Source organism: Streptomyces sp. NPDC008313 (assembly GCF_042956125.1).
Taxonomy (GTDB): domain Bacteria; phylum Actinomycetota; class Actinomycetes; order Streptomycetales; family Streptomycetaceae; genus Streptomyces.
On the sequence record NZ_JBIBFR010000022.1, the window covers coordinates 1 to 16,858 of the forward strand.

Sequence of the window (16,858 nt, forward strand, 5' to 3'; positions counted from 1 at the left end):
GAAGGATGTCGAGCTCGCCGCATAACCCCAGCAACCCTGAACCACCCCAAACCCGACAGGGGTGCCTTGACGAAGGACATAGAGGCACCCCCCGGTGGCAGTCGCCACCGGGGGGCACGTCGCCGTACGGCCGCCGGGCCGCGCCGTGCTCAGATCAGGGCCTGGGCGCCCTCGTCGTCGATCAGCTCGGCGATCTTCACGGTGTACTCGAGCAGTTCGGGATGCCACCCCATGTACGCGGCGAAGTCATGGGCGTGGGTGAACACCCGCAGTACCGCGCCGTGTCCGGCGGACACCGGGTCGGCCGGCGCACCGTAGCCGTCGGCGAGGGCGCCCAGAGCGGAGTGGAAGTCGTGCGGGTCCAGGTCCAGACCTGGCGTCCGGCGCGACAGGGTCATCCGCCATTCGACGAACTCCCCCAGCAGCCAGCCGAGATCGAAGTCGGCGGGACCGCGGGCCACGTCCTCGCCCGCCATCAGACAGCCGTCGGCCGGCGCGTCCCCGATGACGATCGAACCCAGGCTGGGCGCGCCGTGCAGGAAGACCCCGCCGCTCAGGCCGGTGGCCAGGGAGTGGCACCACTCCAGCACCAGATCCCAGCGGGCGGAGCCGAGTTGGCGGCGGACGAGGGTGTGGAACGCCGGTGCGGCTCGCGGCCCGGTGCCCTCGCGCATCCAGGACGCCAGCCGGGCGGGCCCCGGCGGCCCGGAGACCGCCAGGGAGGCCGGAACCGCGGTGTGCAGCAGGTGCAGCGCCGCGCCCGTCGCGGAGAGGGCTCCGGCCACCGGCCCGGGTGGAAGCCGGGGATCGCGGCCCACGCAGAGTTTCGCCACCGGGACCAGGCCCGGCACCCGGTAGCGCAGGGCGTCGCCGTCCGCCTTCGGGAGCGCGAGCCGCAGACCGGCCGGGCGCAGCGCGCTGAGTGCGGCGCGCACCGGCTCGTCGGGGGCGCTCAGCGGGACGGGGCGGTCGTCGCCCGGGCGGCGGATCCACTCGTACCCCGAGCCGTGCGGGTGGACGGTGGTCCGCAGGAAGCCGGTCGCGTACTCCTGGGCGGCGGGCGGGGCCGGCCGCGTCATCGTCCCGCCTCCTTCCCGGACGCCGGGCCGGCCGCCAGACGGGCCCTGAGCCGTTCCAGGGCGGGGATGACGGCGGGCAGCGGCGTGGCCACGGTGGCGCCCGGCCCGCCGGTCGTCACGCTGTAGCCCGGCTGCGGGGGCACCACGGTCACGTTGGGCCGCTCCGCCAGTGCCGCGACGTGCCGGCGGTAGCCGTACGACTCCGCACCGCCCGGAGGCAGCGCAGGGGCGACGGCGATGGGTGCCGCGGTGCACTGCAGGGCGAGCAGCAGGGGGGTGTCGGCCACGCCCAGGGCCAGTCGGCTGACGAAGCTGTAGGTCGCGGGGTGGACGACGACGGTGTCGGGCCACTGGGCGAGCTGGACGTGGGTGGCACCCTCTTCTGGCTCGTCCGGCCAGACGTCCTGGAGGACCGTTCCGCCCGCGAACGCGGTCACCGCGTCCCGGGTGACGAACCGTTGCGCGGACCGGGTCAGCACCGTGCGTACCTCGATGTCCGGGTAGGCGGTGCGCAGCCAGTTGAGCCACATCGGCATGAACATCACGCCGAGGGAGCCGGTGCCCGCGAAGAGCACCTTGCGGCCGCCGAATTCGGGTGCCGGTGCCTCGGGCGGGGGCGGGTTCTCAGCCATGGAGCCGGTCCAGGGCGGCGAAGATGTCCTGGAGGTCGGTCATGACGGCGCCCAGGCCCTCGATGTGCATGACTCCTGCCGGGTTGAGTACGACCTCGTCGACGCCGCTCTTGCGGTAGCGGAGGAGTTCGGCAGCGATCTCGTCGGGCGTTCCGGCGACGAACACCCCCGCCTCGACCAGGGCGTCCGCGCCGGCGTCCGGGTCGTCCGCGTACGCGGGGACACCGGCGCGCCGCAGCATGTCGGTGTAGTGGGCGGCGCTGAGGTGGGCGCCGGCGCCGCGGCGGGCGGCGAGGCGGATGTCGCGGCCGGGGCGGGCGACGGCGACGTGGATCACGGTCGCCACCCGCGGCGCGGCCCGATCCGCCTGCGCGGCGCCCTCGGCCAGAGCGGGCACGAGGCTGTCGGCGATGTAGTCCGCCGGAGTCATCCAGGTGACGGCGACGTCGGCGACCGCTCCGGCCATCGTGGCCATCCGCGGGCGCAGCACGCCCACGCCGAGTTCGACCGGCGGGGCGTCCAGGGCGATGAGCTGGGCGTCGATGAAGTGGTACGCGCCGTCGCGGCGCACGTGCCGGCCGTCCAGCAGCTCGCGCATGGACGTCATGTACTCGCGCATCGCGGTGAGCGGCTTGGCGTAGGGCTCGGGGAGCAGGGATTCCTGGAACTCCGGGGCGGCGGGGCCGATCCCGGCGACGTACGGGGCGCCGCTGAGCGCGGCCACCGAACGGGCCTGGACGGCGGCGTCGTACGGGTGGCGCAGCGGCGCGAGGACCACCCCGCTGCCCATCGGGATGCGGTACCCCATGCCGGCCAGGTTCGCGAAGAGCTGGTGGGTGTCCAGCCGCAGGGACTGGCCCAGCCACAGCCGGCCCGCGCCGCGGCGCTGCAACAGCCGGGCGAAGGGCAGGACCTGCCCCGTGCTGGAGGGCTGGATGGGATACATGATGCTGGTGTTGTGCGTGGAGGTCACGGGATCATTCCTCAGTACGAACGCTGGCCGACAATTTCACGGCGGGCCGCCAGGCGGCTGCCGGACTCCCGGCGTGAGGACGCCAGCAGGAGCCGCGGGGCGAGCAGCAGCCCCAGCAGGGTCCACGCTCCGAGCACGCCGAACGTCTGCCAGTGCTGCCAGCTCCGGCCGGTCTCGGCGACCAGCGCGCTGTCGGGCAGGAGCGCGGAACGGATGCCCTGGGCGATCCACTTCAGGGGGAAGACCTCGCCGGTGATCCGCAGCCACTCCGGCATGCTCGTGACCGGGAAGAAGATCCCGGAGATGAAGAGGAGCCCGAGCAGCGGGAGCATCACCCAGGCCAGGGCCTGGCGCGGATTGGGCAGGAGCGCGCCGACCGCGGCGCCCAGCAGGGAGAGCGCGACCAGACCCAGTGCGATCACCCACATCAGGGTGATCCACCGGTCCACGCTCCCGGGGAAGCCGGAGTCGGTGGTGAGCGCGCCTCCGACCAGCAGCAGCACGGTGCTCGCACCGGCGATCACCAGGACCATCACCGTCTTGCTCACGAGATAGGCGGCCATGCCGCCGGGCGTGCCGCGCAGTCGCAGCAGGGTGCCGTCCTCGCGTTCGGTGGCCAGTTGCTGCGGCAGCCACACCATCGCGATCATGGCGAGGAGCGCGGCGACGCTTCCGGCGACGACCAGGCGCGAGGACGGCACCGGGCTGCCGGGGATGGTGCCGGTCTGGAACGACGCGGTGAGCAGGAACATCGCGGGGTTGGTGAGATGGCCCAGGTACTCGCGCGGGGTGCGTGCCGTCTGCCGAAGCTCGGTCCTTCCCCGGTGCAGCCCGACGGCCAGGGACTGTCGGCTGATCACGCTTCCTCCTGGTGCAGCATGCCCAGATAGGTGTCCTCCAGCGTGGGCCGGCGCACCTCCAGGTCAGGGATGGGGCCGCCGAGCCGGGTGTGGAGCTCCCACACCAGGGCGGAGGGGTCCTTGGTGTGCTGCCGGCACCGCCGGCCGTCCTCGGACCAGCGCACCTCGGCGTCCGCCTGGATCTGCGCGGCCAGTTCGTCGATGGAGCCCACGGCGACGAGCCGGCCGGCGACGAGCACCGCGATGCGGTCGGCCAGCCGCTCGGCCTCGGCGAGGTCGTGGGTGGTGAGCAGTACCGTCATGCCCTCGACCTCGCTCAGCCGTTCCACGAGCGTGTGGAAGTCGCGTCGCGCCTCCGGGTCGAACCCGGTGGTCGGTTCGTCGAGGAAGAGCAGTTCGGGCCGGCCGATGATGCCCAGCGCGACGTCCAGACGCCGCCGCTGGCCTCCGGAGAGCGTCCGGCACTCCTGGCCGGCCTGCTCCGAAAGCCCGACGGTGGCCAGGAGCTCGCCCGCGTCGCGCGGATCGGGGTAGTAGCGCGCGAAGTGCTCGACCAACTCCCCGACGCGCCAGCGCGCGTGGTCGCGCCAGGACTGCATCACGATTCCCAGCCGGGCCCGCCAGGCGTCGTCGGCGTGCTCGGGGTCGGTGCCCAGCACGCTGACGTCACCACCGGAACGCCGCCGGAACCCCTCCAGGATCTCGATGGTGGTGCTCTTGCCGGCGCCGTTGGGCCCCAGCAGCGCCAGCACCTCGCCTCGTCGCACCTCCAAGTCCACTCCGTGGAGCACGTCGCGTGCGTCGTAGCGCATCCGCAGATCCCGGATGAGGATGGCGGGAGGGGAGGGTTCGGGAGTCGCCGCCGTCGCCGGCGGCGCTGTTGAAGGGAGGGCCATGTCGTCGGACCCTAACGACGGAACGATCTTCGCCGGGGGTCCCGGGGCAAGGTGGCCCAGCTCCGAGGTGTCCTTTCCCGTCCGCCGCGTACCGGCCTTGACCTGCCACGACGCGGTTTCCGGACGCCGGTTCTCCAAGTAATCGGACCGCGCGGTTTCTTGGCGGCCGGAGCGGCCTCGCGTGCTATCCGGCGCCGCGTCCGAACAGCGGGGCGAGCAGCAGCTGGGCCGCGCCCTCCGCGACGCCGCGTGCGCCGCCGGGGGCCACGCGGACCGGGACCGCGGCCTCGGAGCCCTCGCGGGCGGCGCGCTGCTCCAGTACGGCGGCGACTCCGCGTACGAAGGCGTCCGGGTGGGCCGCGACCGTGCGGCCGCCGAGGAGCACCAGGTCGATGTCGAGGAGCCCGGCGAGGTTGCCCGCGCCGGTGCCGAGCACCCGGGCGGCCTCCCGCACGTCGCCGCGCGCCACGGCGGCCAGGCAGAGCGCCTCGACGCAGCCCCGGTTGCCGCAGCCGCACGGCGGCCCGTCCAGCTGGATCACCTGGTGGCCGAACTCCCCCGCGCCCGTGCGGGCCCCCCGGTGCAGGGCCCCGCCGATCACCAGCCCGGCGCCCAGTCCCGTACCGAGGTGCAGGTACGCGAAGGAGCCGTGGGCGGCGTCGACCGCGCCGCCGACGGCCAGTCCGAGCGCCGCCGCGTTGGTGTCCTTGTCGACGGCCACGGGTGTCCCGAGCCGCCGCGCGAGGGCGTCCCGCAGCGGGAAGCCGTCCCACTCGGGGAAGCCGGTGACCCGGTGCAGGACGCCCTCGGTGTGGTCGAGCGGCCCGGGCAGCGCGACCCCGACCCCGAGCAGACCCGGCCCCGGCAGCGCCGCCCCAGCCGACCCCGTCGACCCCGTCGACCCCCGCACGTCGTCCACCCGCCGAGCCGCCCCCGCCGCCTCCGGAACGCCCCCCTCCCGCAGCGCCGCCCCGCGCACGTCCTCCACTCGCTCCGCCGCCGCCCGTACGACGGCGTCCGCCCCCGCGCCCAGGTCCAGCGGGGCCCGGCTCTCGGCCACCACCGTGCCCGTGAGGTCGCAGAGCACCGCCGTCAGCTCGTCGCGGTCCAGGTGCAGGCCGACCGCGTGTCCGGCCTCCGGGACCAGCCGCAGGACCGTGCGCGGTTTGCCGCCGGTGGAGGCGCGGCGGCCCGCGTCGGCGGCGAGGCCTTCCGTCCGCAGCCGTGCGGTGATCTTGCTGACGGCCTGCGGGGTGAGGCCGGTCCGCTCGGCGAGTTCGAGGCGGCTGATGCCGGACGGGCCCGCCGTGCGCAGCAGGTCGAGCACGAGCGCGGCGTTGTGGCTGCGCAGCGCGGGCAGGTTCGCGCCGGCGCCGGACGGCTGGACGCCCCGCTGCCGGGTGTCCCTCCCGTCGGCGGCCGGCTCGTACGCGGTACCGCTCGCGTCACTCCTGTTCACACCGGTGTTCACATGGGCCTTCACGCTCCCATTGTCCCCGTCGCTTGCACTTTGGCAACAGCGTTGCGAAAGTGGGTCCATGACCAGCACAGCTTCCGGCCCCGCCTCTCCCCTCCGCGTCGGCCTCGTCGGCTACGGCCTCGCGGGCTCCGTCTTCCACGCCCCGCTGATCGCCGCGACCGAGGGCCTCACCCTCGACACGGTCGTCACCTCCGACCCGGAGCGGCAGGCCCAGGCCCGCGCCGAGTTCGGTGACGGGCTGCGGACGGCCGCGAGCCCCGACGAGCTCTGGGCGCGCGCCGGAGAGCTCGACCTGATCGTCGTCGCGTCGCCGAACAGGACGCACGTCCCGCTCGCGACCGCCGCCCTGGAGGCGGGTCTGCCCGTGGTCGTGGACAAGCCGGTCGCCGGTACCGCGGCCGAGGCCCGTACGCTCGCCGCCCTCGCGGACGAGCGCGGCCTGCTGCTCTCCGTCTTCCAGAACCGCCGATGGGACAACGACTTCCTGACGCTGCGCAGGCTCCTCGACGAGGGCGAGCTGGGCGACGTGTACCGCTTCGAGTCCCGGTTCGAGCGCTGGCGCCCGCAGTTGAAGGGCGGCTGGCGCGAGTCCGGGGACCCGGCGGAGATCGGCGGCCTGCTGTACGACCTCGGCAGCCACGTCGTCGACCAGGCCCTGGTGCTCTTCGGCCCCGCCACGCACGTCTACGCCGAGTCGGACGTACGGCGGCCGGGCGCGGCGGCCGACGACGACACCTTCATCGCCCTCACCCACCGCGGTGGCGTCCGCTCCCACCTGTACGTGTCGGCGACGACGGCCCAGCTCGGCCCGCGCCTGCGGGTACTGGGCTCGCGGGCCGGATACGTCAAGTACGGCCTCGACCCCCAGGAGGACGCGCTGCGCGCGGGCGAGCGCCCCGTGGCCGGCAAGGAGTGGGGACGGGAGGCCGAGTCCCTGTGGGGCCGCGTCGGTTCCGGCGAGTCCCCGCTGACCGGGGGCGGCAACCCCGAGCCGAGCCTGCCGGGCGCGTACCCCGCGTACTACGAGGCCGTCGCCGCCGCGCTCCGCCAGGGCGGCCCGAACCCGGTCACCGCGCTCCAGGCGGCCGACGCCCTCGACGTCCTGGAGGCGGCCCGCCGCTCGGCCCGCGACGGCGTGGCGGTGACGCTGTGACCGCACCGCGCAAACCCCCGGCACCCGCCCAGGCCCCCGCGGCACCCACGGCACCCACGGCACCCACGGCACCCACGGCACCCACGCCGACGATCCGCGAGCTGGAGGACCAGGAGCGGCGGCTGACCCTCGCGCGCTTCACCCACGACGACGCCTGGGCCCTCGGCACGCTCCTCGTCGAGCTGGCTCGCGCGCGCCGGGCGCCCGTCGCGGTCGACATCCGCCGCGGCGGCCAGCAGCTCTTCCACGCCGCGCTGCCCGGCTCGACCCCCGACAACGACGCCTGGATCGACCGCAAGCGCCGGGTCGTCGAGCGCTACGGCTGCTCGTCGTACCTGGTGGGCAGCCGCTTCCGGGCCAAGGGCACGACGTTCGAGGAGTCCTCGCGCCTCGACCCGGACGTGTACGCGGCGCACGGCGGCGCGTTCCCGATCGCCGTCGAGGGCGCGGGCGTGATCGGCACGGTGGTGGTCTCGGGGCTGCCCCAGGTGGAGGACCACGCCCTGGTGGTCGAGGCCCTGGAGCGGTTCACGGCCTGAGCACGCCCATCGCACGAAGAGGGCGGGGCGCCCCGTGTGCACGGGCGCGCCCACCCCTTCCGGCCCCGTACGGAGCCGGCGCCCTACGCGTCCTTGAGCTCCTGGCGCTGCCGCCCGAGGCCGTCGATCTCCAGCTCCACGACGTCCCCGGCCCGCAGGAACGGCTTCGGCTCGGGCCGGCCCATCGCCACACCCGCCGGTGTACCGGTGTTGATGACGTCGCCGGGGTAGAGGGTCATGAACTGGCTGACGTAGCGGACGACTTCGGCGACCGGGAAGATCTGCTCGGCGGTCGTGCCGTCCTGCTTGAGCTCGCCGTTGACCCACAGCCTCAGCGAGAGGGCCTGCGGGTCGGGGACCTCGTCGGCCGTCACGAGCCAGGGGCCCAGCGGGTTGAACGTCTCGCAGTTCTTGCCCTTGTCCCAGGTGCCGCCGCGCTCGATCTGGAACTCCCGCTCCGAGACGTCGTGCGCGACCGCGTACCCGGCGACGTGCGCGAGCGCCTGCTCGTGCGACTCCAGGTAGCGGGCTGTGCGGCCGATGACGACCGCGAGCTCGACCTCCCAGTCGGTCTTCACGGAACCGCGCGGCACGAGGACCGTGTCGTGCGGGCCGACGACCGTGTCCGCCGCCTTGAAGAAGACGACCGGTTCGGTGGGCGGCTCGGCGCCGGTCTCCCGGGCGTGATCGTGGTAGTTCAGCCCGATGCACACGACCTTGCCGATCCGGGCCACCGGCGGCCCGGTCCGCAGCCCGGCCGCGTCCAGCACGGGCAGCTCACCGGCGTCGGCGGCGGCACGGACGCGGCCGAGCGCGCCGTCGTCCACGAGCAGCGCGCCGTCGATGTCCGGCACGACACCGGACAGGTCCCGGAGGGTTCCCCCGGCGTCGAGCAGCGCGGGCCGCTCCGCTCCCGCCGTACCGACTCGCAGCAACTTCATGACCGCTGTCTCCCTCGATCGTGGGGCGCCCGCCCATGGGTGCAGCCATCGGAGGACTTGGCCGATCCTCCAAGCTCACTGTCCAGTCCGCAATACCCCGTTCACGTACTGGCCCATAGCTCCGGTCCTCGCGGGCGAGGGTCTCGTCAGACGAGGGCCGCCGTCGCGGGGGCCGCTCCCGGCATGTCCCGGTACAGCACCGCGCGCTCGACCGCGCTCCACGTCGTGCTCGTCACCACGTACAGCGCGGCGGCCAGCGGGACGAACGCGACGGTGAACAGCGTGAAGAACGACATCCACGGCATGATCTTGTTGACCGCCCCGAGTCCGGGCATCTGCCCAGCGGCCGCCCCCTCCGACGCCCGCTCCGACGCCCCCTCCGACGCCCCCTTCGCGGCCGAAGCCGAGGTCGAGGCCGCGGAGGTGGCGGCGCCGGCCGCCATCATGCGCTTGGTGCGCCGGAAGTTGAACGTCGCGACCGCCGCGACGAGGGCGAAGAGGCCCAGGTAGACGAGACCCTGCGCCCCGAACGGTCCGCCGTCGCCCAGGGCCTCGGCCCAGCGGCCGCCGAGCGGCGCGGCGAACAGCCGGTGGCCGAGCAGCGCGTTGCTCTCGCCGCCGATCGTCGTGCTGGAGAACAGGTGGTAGAGCAGGAAGAACGCCGGCATCTGGAACAGGCTGGGCAGGCACCCGGAGAGCGGCGAGACCTTCTCCTCGGCGTGCAGTTCCATGATCGCCTTCTGCAGCTTCTCCGGGTTCTTGCGGTGCTTCTCGCGCAGTGCGGCGATCTGCGGCTGGAGCCTCGCCCGCTCCCGCTGCCCGCGCGCGGCGGCCCGGGAGAGCGGGTGCACAAGGAGCCGTACGAGCGCCGTGAAGAGGACGATCGCGGCGGCGGCCGAGGAGGCGTGGAACAGCGGCTGCAGCAGGTCGGCCAGCCGCTCGACCATGCTCGCGAAGGCGGAGAAGAACGTGGACATGGGTGAGCCCTCCGGGGGTCTCGTCGTGCCGGGATGAGGACGTGCTTCGTCGGCATGACGACCCGCGTGGGGTACGGAGTGACCCGAGGTCGGTGACTCAGGGTTCAGGGGTGCGCGAGCTCCCCCGCGTCCAGCGGGGTCTCGCGCCCGGTCGTCCTCCTACGCGGCGGCCGTCAGGAGGGCCTGTCCGGGCGCCCGGGGACGCATTCGCCCCCGGGCGTCGGGATCGCGCTGTGGAAGGAACGCCGTCCGGTGCTCCCGGTCCCGCATGGCCGTCCGTACGCGGGTGCGCGGCACGGCGGGCGCGCAGCGGGACGCGAGGACGGCGCAGGCCGCGAGGGCGGAACCGGCGGCGGCGGTCGCGGCGAAGGTGACGGCGACCGCCGCGGCGAGGCTGCCGGTGTCGAGCAGCGCGACCTCGATGAGGAGCAGCAGCAGTACGGCTGCGGGGCGCATGGTCCCCCAGGTCCGGTTCACCGGCGGCTCCTCCTCTCGTGGCTCGGGTACGCGTCGGCGGCTTCTGCCGTTATACAGGATCCCTCCGCGCGGGGTCCGTCTCGCCGGGATCCGTCCGGTCCCCCGCGGGTTCGGGCGTCTCGCCGACCGCCGGGACGGACGCCAGCACCTCCGCGTCCGGCCGCGGGTCCCGCCCGCCCCCGGCGCCCCCTCCCTCGCCTGCCGCCGTCCCCGGTGCCGCGTACGTCACCGCGAGCGCGACCGCCAGGTTGGCGGCGAGGGCCGGCAGGCCCGCGTTCACACCGGACACGGGGTCGTGGCCGGTGAAGACGAGGACGCAGACGACGGCACCGCCGACCACGAGCCCGCTGAGCGCGGCCGCCCACGTGAACCGGCGCCACACCAGCCCGATCAGCAGCATCGGCACGAGCTGGGCCATCCCCTCGTAGGAGATGAGGGAGAGCCGTACGAGGGTGTTGGGCGCCGTGTACGTCAGGACGAGGGCGAGGGTGCCGGCGATCACGACGACGGTCTGCGAGGCGGTCTTCTGGTGCCGCTGGGCGCGCCAGCGCGGTACGAGGGAGAGCACGCTCCGCCCCCACATGGTGCCGATGACCAGCATGAACACGGCCATCGGGACGATCGACGACAGGGCCGCCGCGGCCCCCACGACACCGACCAGCCAGTGCGGCAGCGCGTCCACGACCAGCCGGAACAGCGCCAGGTTCGAGTCCGCGCCGGTCAGCCCGGGGACCACGAAGAGCGCGGCCATGCCCAGCAGCATCGGCACGAAGAGCAGCACGTTGTAAGCGGGCAGCCAGATCGCGTTGCGGCGCAGGGTGTCCCCGTCGCGGGCGCCGAGGTAGCCGGCGACGGTGGTCGGGAAGATGACGACGGTGAGGGCGTTGAGGACGGTGGTGCTGACGAACCACGGGATGCCCAGTCCGCTTCCGCCGCCGCCCCCTCCCCCGCCGTGCCCGGGGAGGGTCAGCCAGTCGCGCTTCTCGTCGACGAGGCGGCCGAGGAAGTCCCCGTACCCGTCGAAGTAGTGCATCGGCACGTACACGGCGAGGAACGCCAGCGTCGCGATGACCAGCGCGTCCTTGAGCACCGACACCCAGGCGCTGCCGCGCAGCCCGCTGACCACCACGAACGCGGTGGTCACGGCGAAGGCCACGAAGTAGGCCCAGTTCAGGCTGATGGCGCCGTACGAGATCGTCGAGACGACGACGCCCATGCCGGTGATCTGGAGCTGGATGTAGGGGAGCAGGCAGACGGTCGCGAGGACGGCGATGAGCGCGCCGGCCCAGGGGCGGTCGTAGCGGTGGGCCACCATGTCGGTGATCCCGACCAGCCCGTGGCGTCGCGCGTACGCCCAGAACAGGGGGCCGACGACATACCCGACGGCGTAGCCGCAGGACATGTACGCGACGACATACAGCACCGGGGCGCCGTAGTTGTAGCCCCAGCCGGCCGCGCCGAGATAGCTGAAGCTGGTGTAGCTCTCGCCCGCCATCAGCACCCAGATGAAGACCGTGCCCAGGCTGCGTCCGCCCACCGACCACTCGGCGAGTCCGCCCTGCCCGCCGCCGCCCCGGCCGCGCGCGGAGCCCCGCACGGCAAGCAGCCCCAGGACGACGGTCGCGACCATGAAGGCGCCGAAGACGGCTGTCGCGGTGTTCACGCCCTGTGCCCCCTCGCGTCCTCGGCGGCGCGGCGGTCCCCTCGCCAGGTCAGCCACACGGCGAGCGGGGTCAGCACCGTCGCCCCGAGCAGCCAGACGAAGAGGAACGGCAGCCCGAGGACGACCGGATCGACGCGGTTCACCAGCGGGAGCGCCCCGAGAAAGAGGACGAAGGGAGTCAGGAGCCAGAGGTGGTGGAGGCGTGGTTTCACGTGAGAGGACCTTAGCGACACCGGCGGAACGTGAGCTTCCCCCACGTCCGGTCACCGGCGTCACGCCTCCGCACCCGGCCTTCCCCCTGCCGACGACCGCCCCCGGGCGTGCCGTCCGCCGCCGGGTCGGCGCGGACGGCGGAGGTGGACGGGGTGGAGGCGCGGGCGGAGGGACGGGGAGCGGGGACGCCCTCGTCACCGTGCGGGCCGGGCCCTCGCCCCCTCCCGCACCTCCCTCTCCTCCTCGGCGTCCGGGCAGTACGGTGTCACTCATGCGCCCCGACATGCCTGCCGAGAACGTCGACCACAACGCCGAAGCAGCACGCCTGGAGCGGACTGCCGGCCTGTATCCCGAGGACGCCGAGCATCTGCTGCTGCAGGCCGCGGCCCATCTCGAGGTGGCCGGTGACCGCCCCGGCGCCACGGCGCTGTACGACCGCCTCCTCGCCTCCCCCGGTCCGCTGGAGGCCCCGCTCCTGATCCGCGCCCTGAAGGCGTCGAACCTCTGGGAGTACGGCCACGAGGCCGAGGCGCGCGCGATCATCGACGGCGTACGCGCCGCCGCGCCCCGCGACCCGGCCCCCTGGGTGATCGTCGCGGAGGCCCTGGAGGCCCACGACGAACTGGACGCGGCGCAGGAGACGTTCACGGAGGGCGCGCGGCTGCTCCTCACGGACGTGCCGCAGCCGCCGTACCCGACGCACTCGCTCCTCTTCGGCCGCCACCGCGTCCGCCGGATGCTGGGCGCTCCCCACGACGACTGGGACGCCCTCGCGGACACCCTGCACAAGGCCCCGGTCTCGCTGGACGAGCTGCACGACCCGAACCGCGTGTGGGCGCTCGGTTCCGACAACCCGGCCGAGCTCCAGGCGGAGATCGCCCGCCTCCAGTCCGAGCTGACCACGGCCCGCGAGGCGCTCTCCCGCCCCTTCCCGGTGGCCGTCCTGCACTGGCCGGCCGACGAGCTCGCCGAACTCGTCGCCGCCTACCCCTCGCTCACCGACGAATACCCGTCCCACGAGGCGCACCTCGCGACGATAGAGGCGTCCCTGCGCGAACTCGCCGCCTCCGGCACCCCGAACCTGGGCATCGTCACCGGCACGGTCCCGTCGTACGAGGCCTTCGCCGCCTCGGAGCTCTCCTCCCCGACGGACACGAGCCTGCTGCCCCAGTACGCGACGACGCTGGCCGCACGTGGCCTGGCGGTGGCGTGGCCGCCGCAGCGGGACGAGGCCTGCTGGTGCGCGTCGGGCAGTCCGTACGGGAAGTGTCACGGGGAGTCGGCGGCCTGACGGCTCACCGCCCACAGCCCCGGGGGCTCCCCGGGGCCACCCGCCGGCACCCCGGCGCCGCCCCCGTCCCGCGCCCCCGTTCCGCGCCTCGTCCCGCGGCCCCGTTCCGCGCCCCCGTCCGCACGCCCGCCCGACCGCGCCGGGGGCGCGAGCCGGTCAGGCTTCCGGCGTGCCTGTGCCGGCGCCCGCGCCCTTGCCCTTGCCCTTGCCCTTGCCCTTGCCGGCGCTCCCGCCCGTGACCGCGCTCGCACCCGCGTCCGCGCCTGTGTCCGCCTCGGCGCCCTCGGCCCCGTGTTGTGCCGGCCAGCCGTGGGTCAGCAGGTCGAAGACGGTGTCCACGACCGCGCGCGCGTCGTGCCGGCCCCTGGTCAGGGTGGGGACTTCGAGGACGAACCGCGCGAGTGCCGCGCAGGCGAGATCGTCCGCCTCCCGGCCGAGCTCCTCCGCGAGCACGACGCCGAGGGTCTCCGCGTGCCGCATCCACATGAGCGCCGCGTACTCGCGGAGCGCGGGCGTCCCGTCCACCAGCTCGGTGAAGCGGACCAGCCGCGGGTCCGACGACAGCGGCACCCAGTACTTCAGCGCGTGGGCGCGGAGCGCCTCCACGACGTCCTGACCGGCGGGCCGTTCCCTGACGGAGGCGACCAGCGCCGCCTCGACGTCGCTCTCCCGGTCGAAGACGAGCGCCTCCTTGCCGGGGAAGTGCGCGAACAGGGTCGTCGTCGACACATCGGCCTTCTCGGCGACGTCACGGACGCTCACCCGGTCGAATCCGTGCTCCAGGAAGAGCTCCAGGGCGGCGTCGGCGATGGCCTGCCGCGTCGCGGCCTTCTTGCGCTCGCGGCGGCCGGGGGGCGGGGAGTCGGGCATGCCGTCACTGTATCTCACGACTGAACCGAGTGAGAAACTGAAATGGTTGCACTTTCGCACTCACTTCTGCTTTGGTTGGTGGTGTCGCAGGGATCGCCGTCCCGACCGACCGAGGCACGCCGCCGGCCGCCGCCGCACGCGGCGCGGCCGCCGGACCCCGGCACGGGATCCAACCCGACGCCCGCGATCCACGACCGAACGACCAAGACCGAGGGAAAAGACCCATGACCTCTCTGACGAACTCGCCGACGAAGTCCCCGAGGCCCGCCGACGCACGGATCAGCGTCATCGGTGCCGGCCCGGGAGGCCTCACCTGCGCACGCGTACTGCAACGGCACGGCATCGCGGTGACGGTCTACGACCGCGACCCGGACGCCGCCTCCCGCGACCAGGGAGGCTCACTCGACCTGCACGAGGACGACGGCCAGCTCGCGCTCCGTGAGGCGGGCCTGCTGGACGACTTCTTCGCTCTGGCCAGGTTCGAGGGGCAGGAGATGCGCCAGCTGGACACCGCGGGCCGCGTCCTCGCCCACCACCTGCCGTCCGAGGACGAGAAGGCCTGCCCCGAGATCGACCGCGGACAGCTCCGCGAACTCCTGCTGGGCTCACTCGCCCCGGGGACGGTCCAGTGGGGGCGCACCCTCGCCTCGGTGGGCGGACCGGCCGACGGACCGCGCACGCTGACGTTCACCGACGGGACGACCGTGGAGACGGACCTCGTGATCGGCGCGGACGGTGCCTTCTCCCGCGTGCGCGCCGCCCTGTCGCCCGCGACACCGCACTACACCGGGGTCGGTTTCCTGGAGGCGTGGTTCGACGACATGGAGCACGCGCATCCCGAGCTCTCCGCACTGGTGGGCAGGGGCAGCGCCCACGCCGCCGACGGCGACCGCGGCCTCTTCGCACAGCGCAACGGCAAGGGCCACATGCGCGTCTACCTCATACGGCGCGCGCCCGTGGACTGGATCCCGGCAGGCGGGCTCCGCCCCGAGGACACCGAGGGCATCCGCGCGCGGCTCCTTGGCGAGTACGCGGACTGGTCGCCGGAGCTGCTGCGGATGATCACCGACAACGACGGTCCCTACGTCGACCGCCCGATCTTCGCCCTGCCCGCGCCGCACACCTGGGAGCACGCGCCCGGCGTGACGCTCCTGGGCGACGCGGCGCACCTCATGCCTCCGCTGGGCGTCGGCGTCAACCTCGCCATGCTCGACGCCGCCGAACTCGCCCTCGCGCTCGCCCGCGCCACCACCGTCGACGACGCGGTGCGCGACTACGAGAAGACGATGCTGCCACGCTCGTCCGAGACGGCCCGGATGCTCGACGGAGCCGCCGGCTCCCTCCTGGAAGTCCCGGACCCGGAGAACCTCGCCCGCGCCGCCGACCCCCACGCCTGACCCCGGCCCCCGCGCGGCACCAAGCCCCGGCCTCCAGCCGCCCTCCCGGCGCCCGGCGGTACGCGACGCCGCCGACCACGCCCATCGGGACGAGCCCGACGCGCCACCGCGTCCGCGCCGACGGCGTGACGCGTCACCCCGGCCGCCCGCAGGCGTCCCCGGCGCCGCCCTCCGACCCCACCGCCCGACGCCGGCCAGCCGCGACACGAACACGCCGTGTCCCGCCCTCGGCGGCGAGCAGAGCCAGGACCCGGGGCGACGTCACCATCTCCACGGCTCTGCGCTGGAACCAGTCGGACGCGGTGGTGACCTCGGCGGCGCTCCAGGTCTCCTCCCGGACGAGGGCGGCCAACAAGGCCCACTCGCGCAGGCGCCCGGTGAGGAACTCCCGCTCTCCGACGGCCGATGTCATGGCGCGGACCCAGCCGTGAAGATGTCCGCCGGTCAGCAACGCCCTGGCCCGGTTGTCCAAGTGGCGCCCCACCGCCGACTGGGCCATCGTCTCGTCCGGATCGCGAAGGACCGAGGCGACCAGACCGGCTTCGTCCTCGGGGGCCACGCCTGCCAGCGCGTCCAGGTGGCGGGCAAAGCGCCGGTGACCGTCCGGTCCGGCCGCCCCGTCGGTCTCCCCGCCGGCCACCGTTCCCCCTGTGGTCGCTCCTGCGAGGTTGCCGTCAGCCCTGCCCCCTGAGGACACGCCTCCGCTCCGCGCCGTACGTGACGACCCTACCGGCCAGGAAACCGGTGACGGCTTGGCCATCATGGCCGTCGGAGGGGGCCGCCGTCGGAGGGGGGCCGGGCTCGGGCTCATCGGCCGGACCGGAACGAGACGTCCCGGACGCCCGCGAAGGAACCGTGTGAAGGGCGGCGCCGTCTGGCAGGGGGACGAAGCGACGAGGAGGGGACGGCCGACATGGACCAACCCTGGCTGACCGTCTCCCTCCTCCTCGCCACCTTCTGCACTGCCGTCGGCGCCCACGGCACCCGAGCCGCCCTGCGCGCCCGCCGCTCCCTGCACCGGCTGGGCGTGCCCGGCGTCCGGACCACGGGCGAGGTGGCCAACGGCCCCCGCCGGATCGGCCCCTCCTACCACCCACCCCAGATCCGCTACGAGGCCCCACCCGTCGGCCACCCGAACGCGCCCGCCGACCGGACCTACCGCGAGGTCCCCCTGAACCCCGACGCCCCGAACGCCCTGCACCGCGGCACCCCGGTCATCCTCCGCTACGACCCCCGCGACCCCCGCCGAGCCGTGGTCGTCCGCACAGCCAAGTCGTACTCGCCTACGGCCAACCTGGTGTGGTGCGCGTTCGCGCTGCTCTTCGGGGTGGGGGTGGGGGTGTGGTCGGTGTGGTGAGGCCTCGGCGAGTGCGCGGGTTCCCTCCTGGGCTGCGGGCAGGGCCTTCAAGCTCATACT

At 74.1% G+C, this 16,858-nt stretch carries 17 protein-coding genes and 1 pseudogene; 5 read left to right on the top strand and 13 right to left on the bottom strand.

All coding sequences use genetic code 11. The annotated features are described in order from the left end of the window. Positions 1 to 149 precede the first annotated feature (149 nt). The 6 genes from ACFY93_RS26120 to ACFY93_RS26145 form a co-directional block, all read right to left on the bottom strand. Positions 150 to 1,079: a hypothetical protein gene (locus ACFY93_RS26120; RefSeq protein ID WP_391363371.1), complete on the bottom strand. Its 930-nt coding sequence runs from the start codon at positions 1,077 to 1,079 to the stop codon at positions 150 to 152. Beyond that, entirely contained in the window at positions 1,076 to 1,711 is a 636-nt protein-coding gene (locus ACFY93_RS26125; protein ID WP_391363373.1) for a flavoprotein, read from the bottom strand. The genes ACFY93_RS26120 and ACFY93_RS26125 overlap by 4 nt, the downstream gene beginning before the upstream one ends. After that, positions 1,704 to 2,684 (bottom strand): LLM class flavin-dependent oxidoreductase, encoded by a 981-nt coding sequence (locus tag ACFY93_RS26130; protein ID WP_391363375.1) that lies wholly within the window; start codon positions 2,682 to 2,684, stop codon positions 1,704 to 1,706. The genes ACFY93_RS26125 and ACFY93_RS26130 overlap by 8 nt, the downstream gene beginning before the upstream one ends. Positions 2,685 to 2,695: 11 nt before the next feature. After that, positions 2,696 to 3,544 (bottom strand): ABC transporter permease, encoded by an 849-nt coding sequence (locus ACFY93_RS26135; protein ID WP_391363377.1) that lies wholly within the window; start codon positions 3,542 to 3,544, stop codon positions 2,696 to 2,698. Then, the gene (locus tag ACFY93_RS26140) at positions 3,541 to 4,440 is read right to left on the bottom strand and encodes an ATP-binding cassette domain-containing protein (protein WP_391363379.1); all 900 of its coding nucleotides are present in this window, start codon (positions 4,438 to 4,440) and stop codon (positions 3,541 to 3,543) included. Before ACFY93_RS26140 ends, ACFY93_RS26135 begins: the two co-directional genes overlap by 4 nt. A 184-nt stretch (positions 4,441 to 4,624) precedes the next feature. Beyond that, complete coding sequence (locus tag ACFY93_RS26145) at positions 4,625 to 5,923, bottom strand: ROK family protein (RefSeq protein WP_391363381.1); 1,299 nt, start codon at positions 5,921 to 5,923, stop codon at positions 4,625 to 4,627. Between the two features lie 55 nt (positions 5,924 to 5,978). On the opposite strand from ACFY93_RS26145, the gene ACFY93_RS26150 reads away from it, so the two are divergent. Beyond that, positions 5,979 to 7,073: a Gfo/Idh/MocA family oxidoreductase gene (locus tag ACFY93_RS26150; RefSeq protein ID WP_391363383.1), complete on the top strand. Its 1,095-nt coding sequence runs from the start codon at positions 5,979 to 5,981 to the stop codon at positions 7,071 to 7,073. A 92-nt stretch (positions 7,074 to 7,165) separates the two neighbouring features. After that, complete coding sequence (locus tag ACFY93_RS26155) at positions 7,166 to 7,612, top strand: heme-degrading domain-containing protein (RefSeq protein ID WP_391363582.1); 447 nt, start codon at positions 7,166 to 7,168, stop codon at positions 7,610 to 7,612. 83 nt (positions 7,613 to 7,695) lie between these two features. Here the strand turns inward: ACFY93_RS26155 and ACFY93_RS26160 are convergent, their stop codons facing one another. The 5 genes from ACFY93_RS26160 to ACFY93_RS26180 form a co-directional block, all read right to left on the bottom strand. Next, positions 7,696 to 8,553, bottom strand: coding sequence for a fumarylacetoacetate hydrolase family protein (locus ACFY93_RS26160; RefSeq protein ID WP_391363385.1), 858 nt, complete (start codon positions 8,551 to 8,553; stop codon positions 7,696 to 7,698). A gap of 146 nt (positions 8,554 to 8,699) precedes the next feature. Further along, positions 8,700 to 9,530, bottom strand: a complete 831-nt coding sequence (locus ACFY93_RS26165; RefSeq protein ID WP_391363386.1) for a membrane protein insertase YidC — start codon at positions 9,528 to 9,530, stop codon at positions 8,700 to 8,702. Positions 9,531 to 9,689: 159 nt separating this feature from the next. After that, positions 9,690 to 9,986 (bottom strand): DUF6412 domain-containing protein, encoded by a 297-nt coding sequence (locus tag ACFY93_RS26170; protein WP_391363584.1) that lies wholly within the window; start codon positions 9,984 to 9,986, stop codon positions 9,690 to 9,692. A gap of 70 nt (positions 9,987 to 10,056) precedes the next feature. Beyond that, the gene (locus ACFY93_RS26175; protein ID WP_391363586.1) at positions 10,057 to 11,637 is read right to left on the bottom strand and encodes a sodium:solute symporter; all 1,581 of its coding nucleotides are present in this window, start codon (positions 11,635 to 11,637) and stop codon (positions 10,057 to 10,059) included. A gap of 29 nt (positions 11,638 to 11,666) precedes the next feature. Continuing rightward, positions 11,667 to 11,882, bottom strand: coding sequence for a DUF3311 domain-containing protein (locus ACFY93_RS26180; protein ID WP_391363388.1), 216 nt, complete (start codon positions 11,880 to 11,882; stop codon positions 11,667 to 11,669). 272 nt (positions 11,883 to 12,154) lie between these two features. Here ACFY93_RS26180 and ACFY93_RS26185 point away from each other — a divergent pair, with 272 nt between their 5' ends. After that, on the top strand, positions 12,155 to 13,174 hold the full coding sequence (locus ACFY93_RS26185) for an SEC-C metal-binding domain-containing protein (RefSeq protein ID WP_391363390.1): 1,020 nt from the start codon (positions 12,155 to 12,157) through the stop codon (positions 13,172 to 13,174). Between the two features lie 291 nt (positions 13,175 to 13,465). On the opposite strand, the pseudogene ACFY93_RS26190 reads toward ACFY93_RS26185, so the two are convergent. After that, positions 13,466 to 14,044, bottom strand: a pseudogene (locus ACFY93_RS26190) (TetR/AcrR family transcriptional regulator); the annotation flags it as partial. A gap of 224 nt (positions 14,045 to 14,268) precedes the next feature. Between ACFY93_RS26190 and ACFY93_RS26195 the strand changes: the two are divergent. Beyond that, entirely contained in the window at positions 14,269 to 15,441 is a 1,173-nt protein-coding gene (locus ACFY93_RS26195; protein WP_391363391.1) for an FAD-dependent monooxygenase, read from the top strand. A gap of 133 nt (positions 15,442 to 15,574) precedes the next feature. On the opposite strand, the gene ACFY93_RS26200 is transcribed toward ACFY93_RS26195, so the two are convergent. Beyond that, positions 15,575 to 16,081 (bottom strand): hypothetical protein, encoded by a 507-nt coding sequence (locus ACFY93_RS26200; RefSeq protein WP_391363393.1) that lies wholly within the window; start codon positions 16,079 to 16,081, stop codon positions 15,575 to 15,577. A gap of 273 nt (positions 16,082 to 16,354) precedes the next feature. Here ACFY93_RS26200 and ACFY93_RS26205 point away from each other — a divergent pair, with 273 nt between their 5' ends. Beyond that, positions 16,355 to 16,798, top strand: coding sequence for a DUF3592 domain-containing protein (locus ACFY93_RS26205; protein WP_391363395.1), 444 nt, complete (start codon positions 16,355 to 16,357; stop codon positions 16,796 to 16,798). The last annotated feature ends 60 nt before the right edge of the window (positions 16,799 to 16,858 follow it).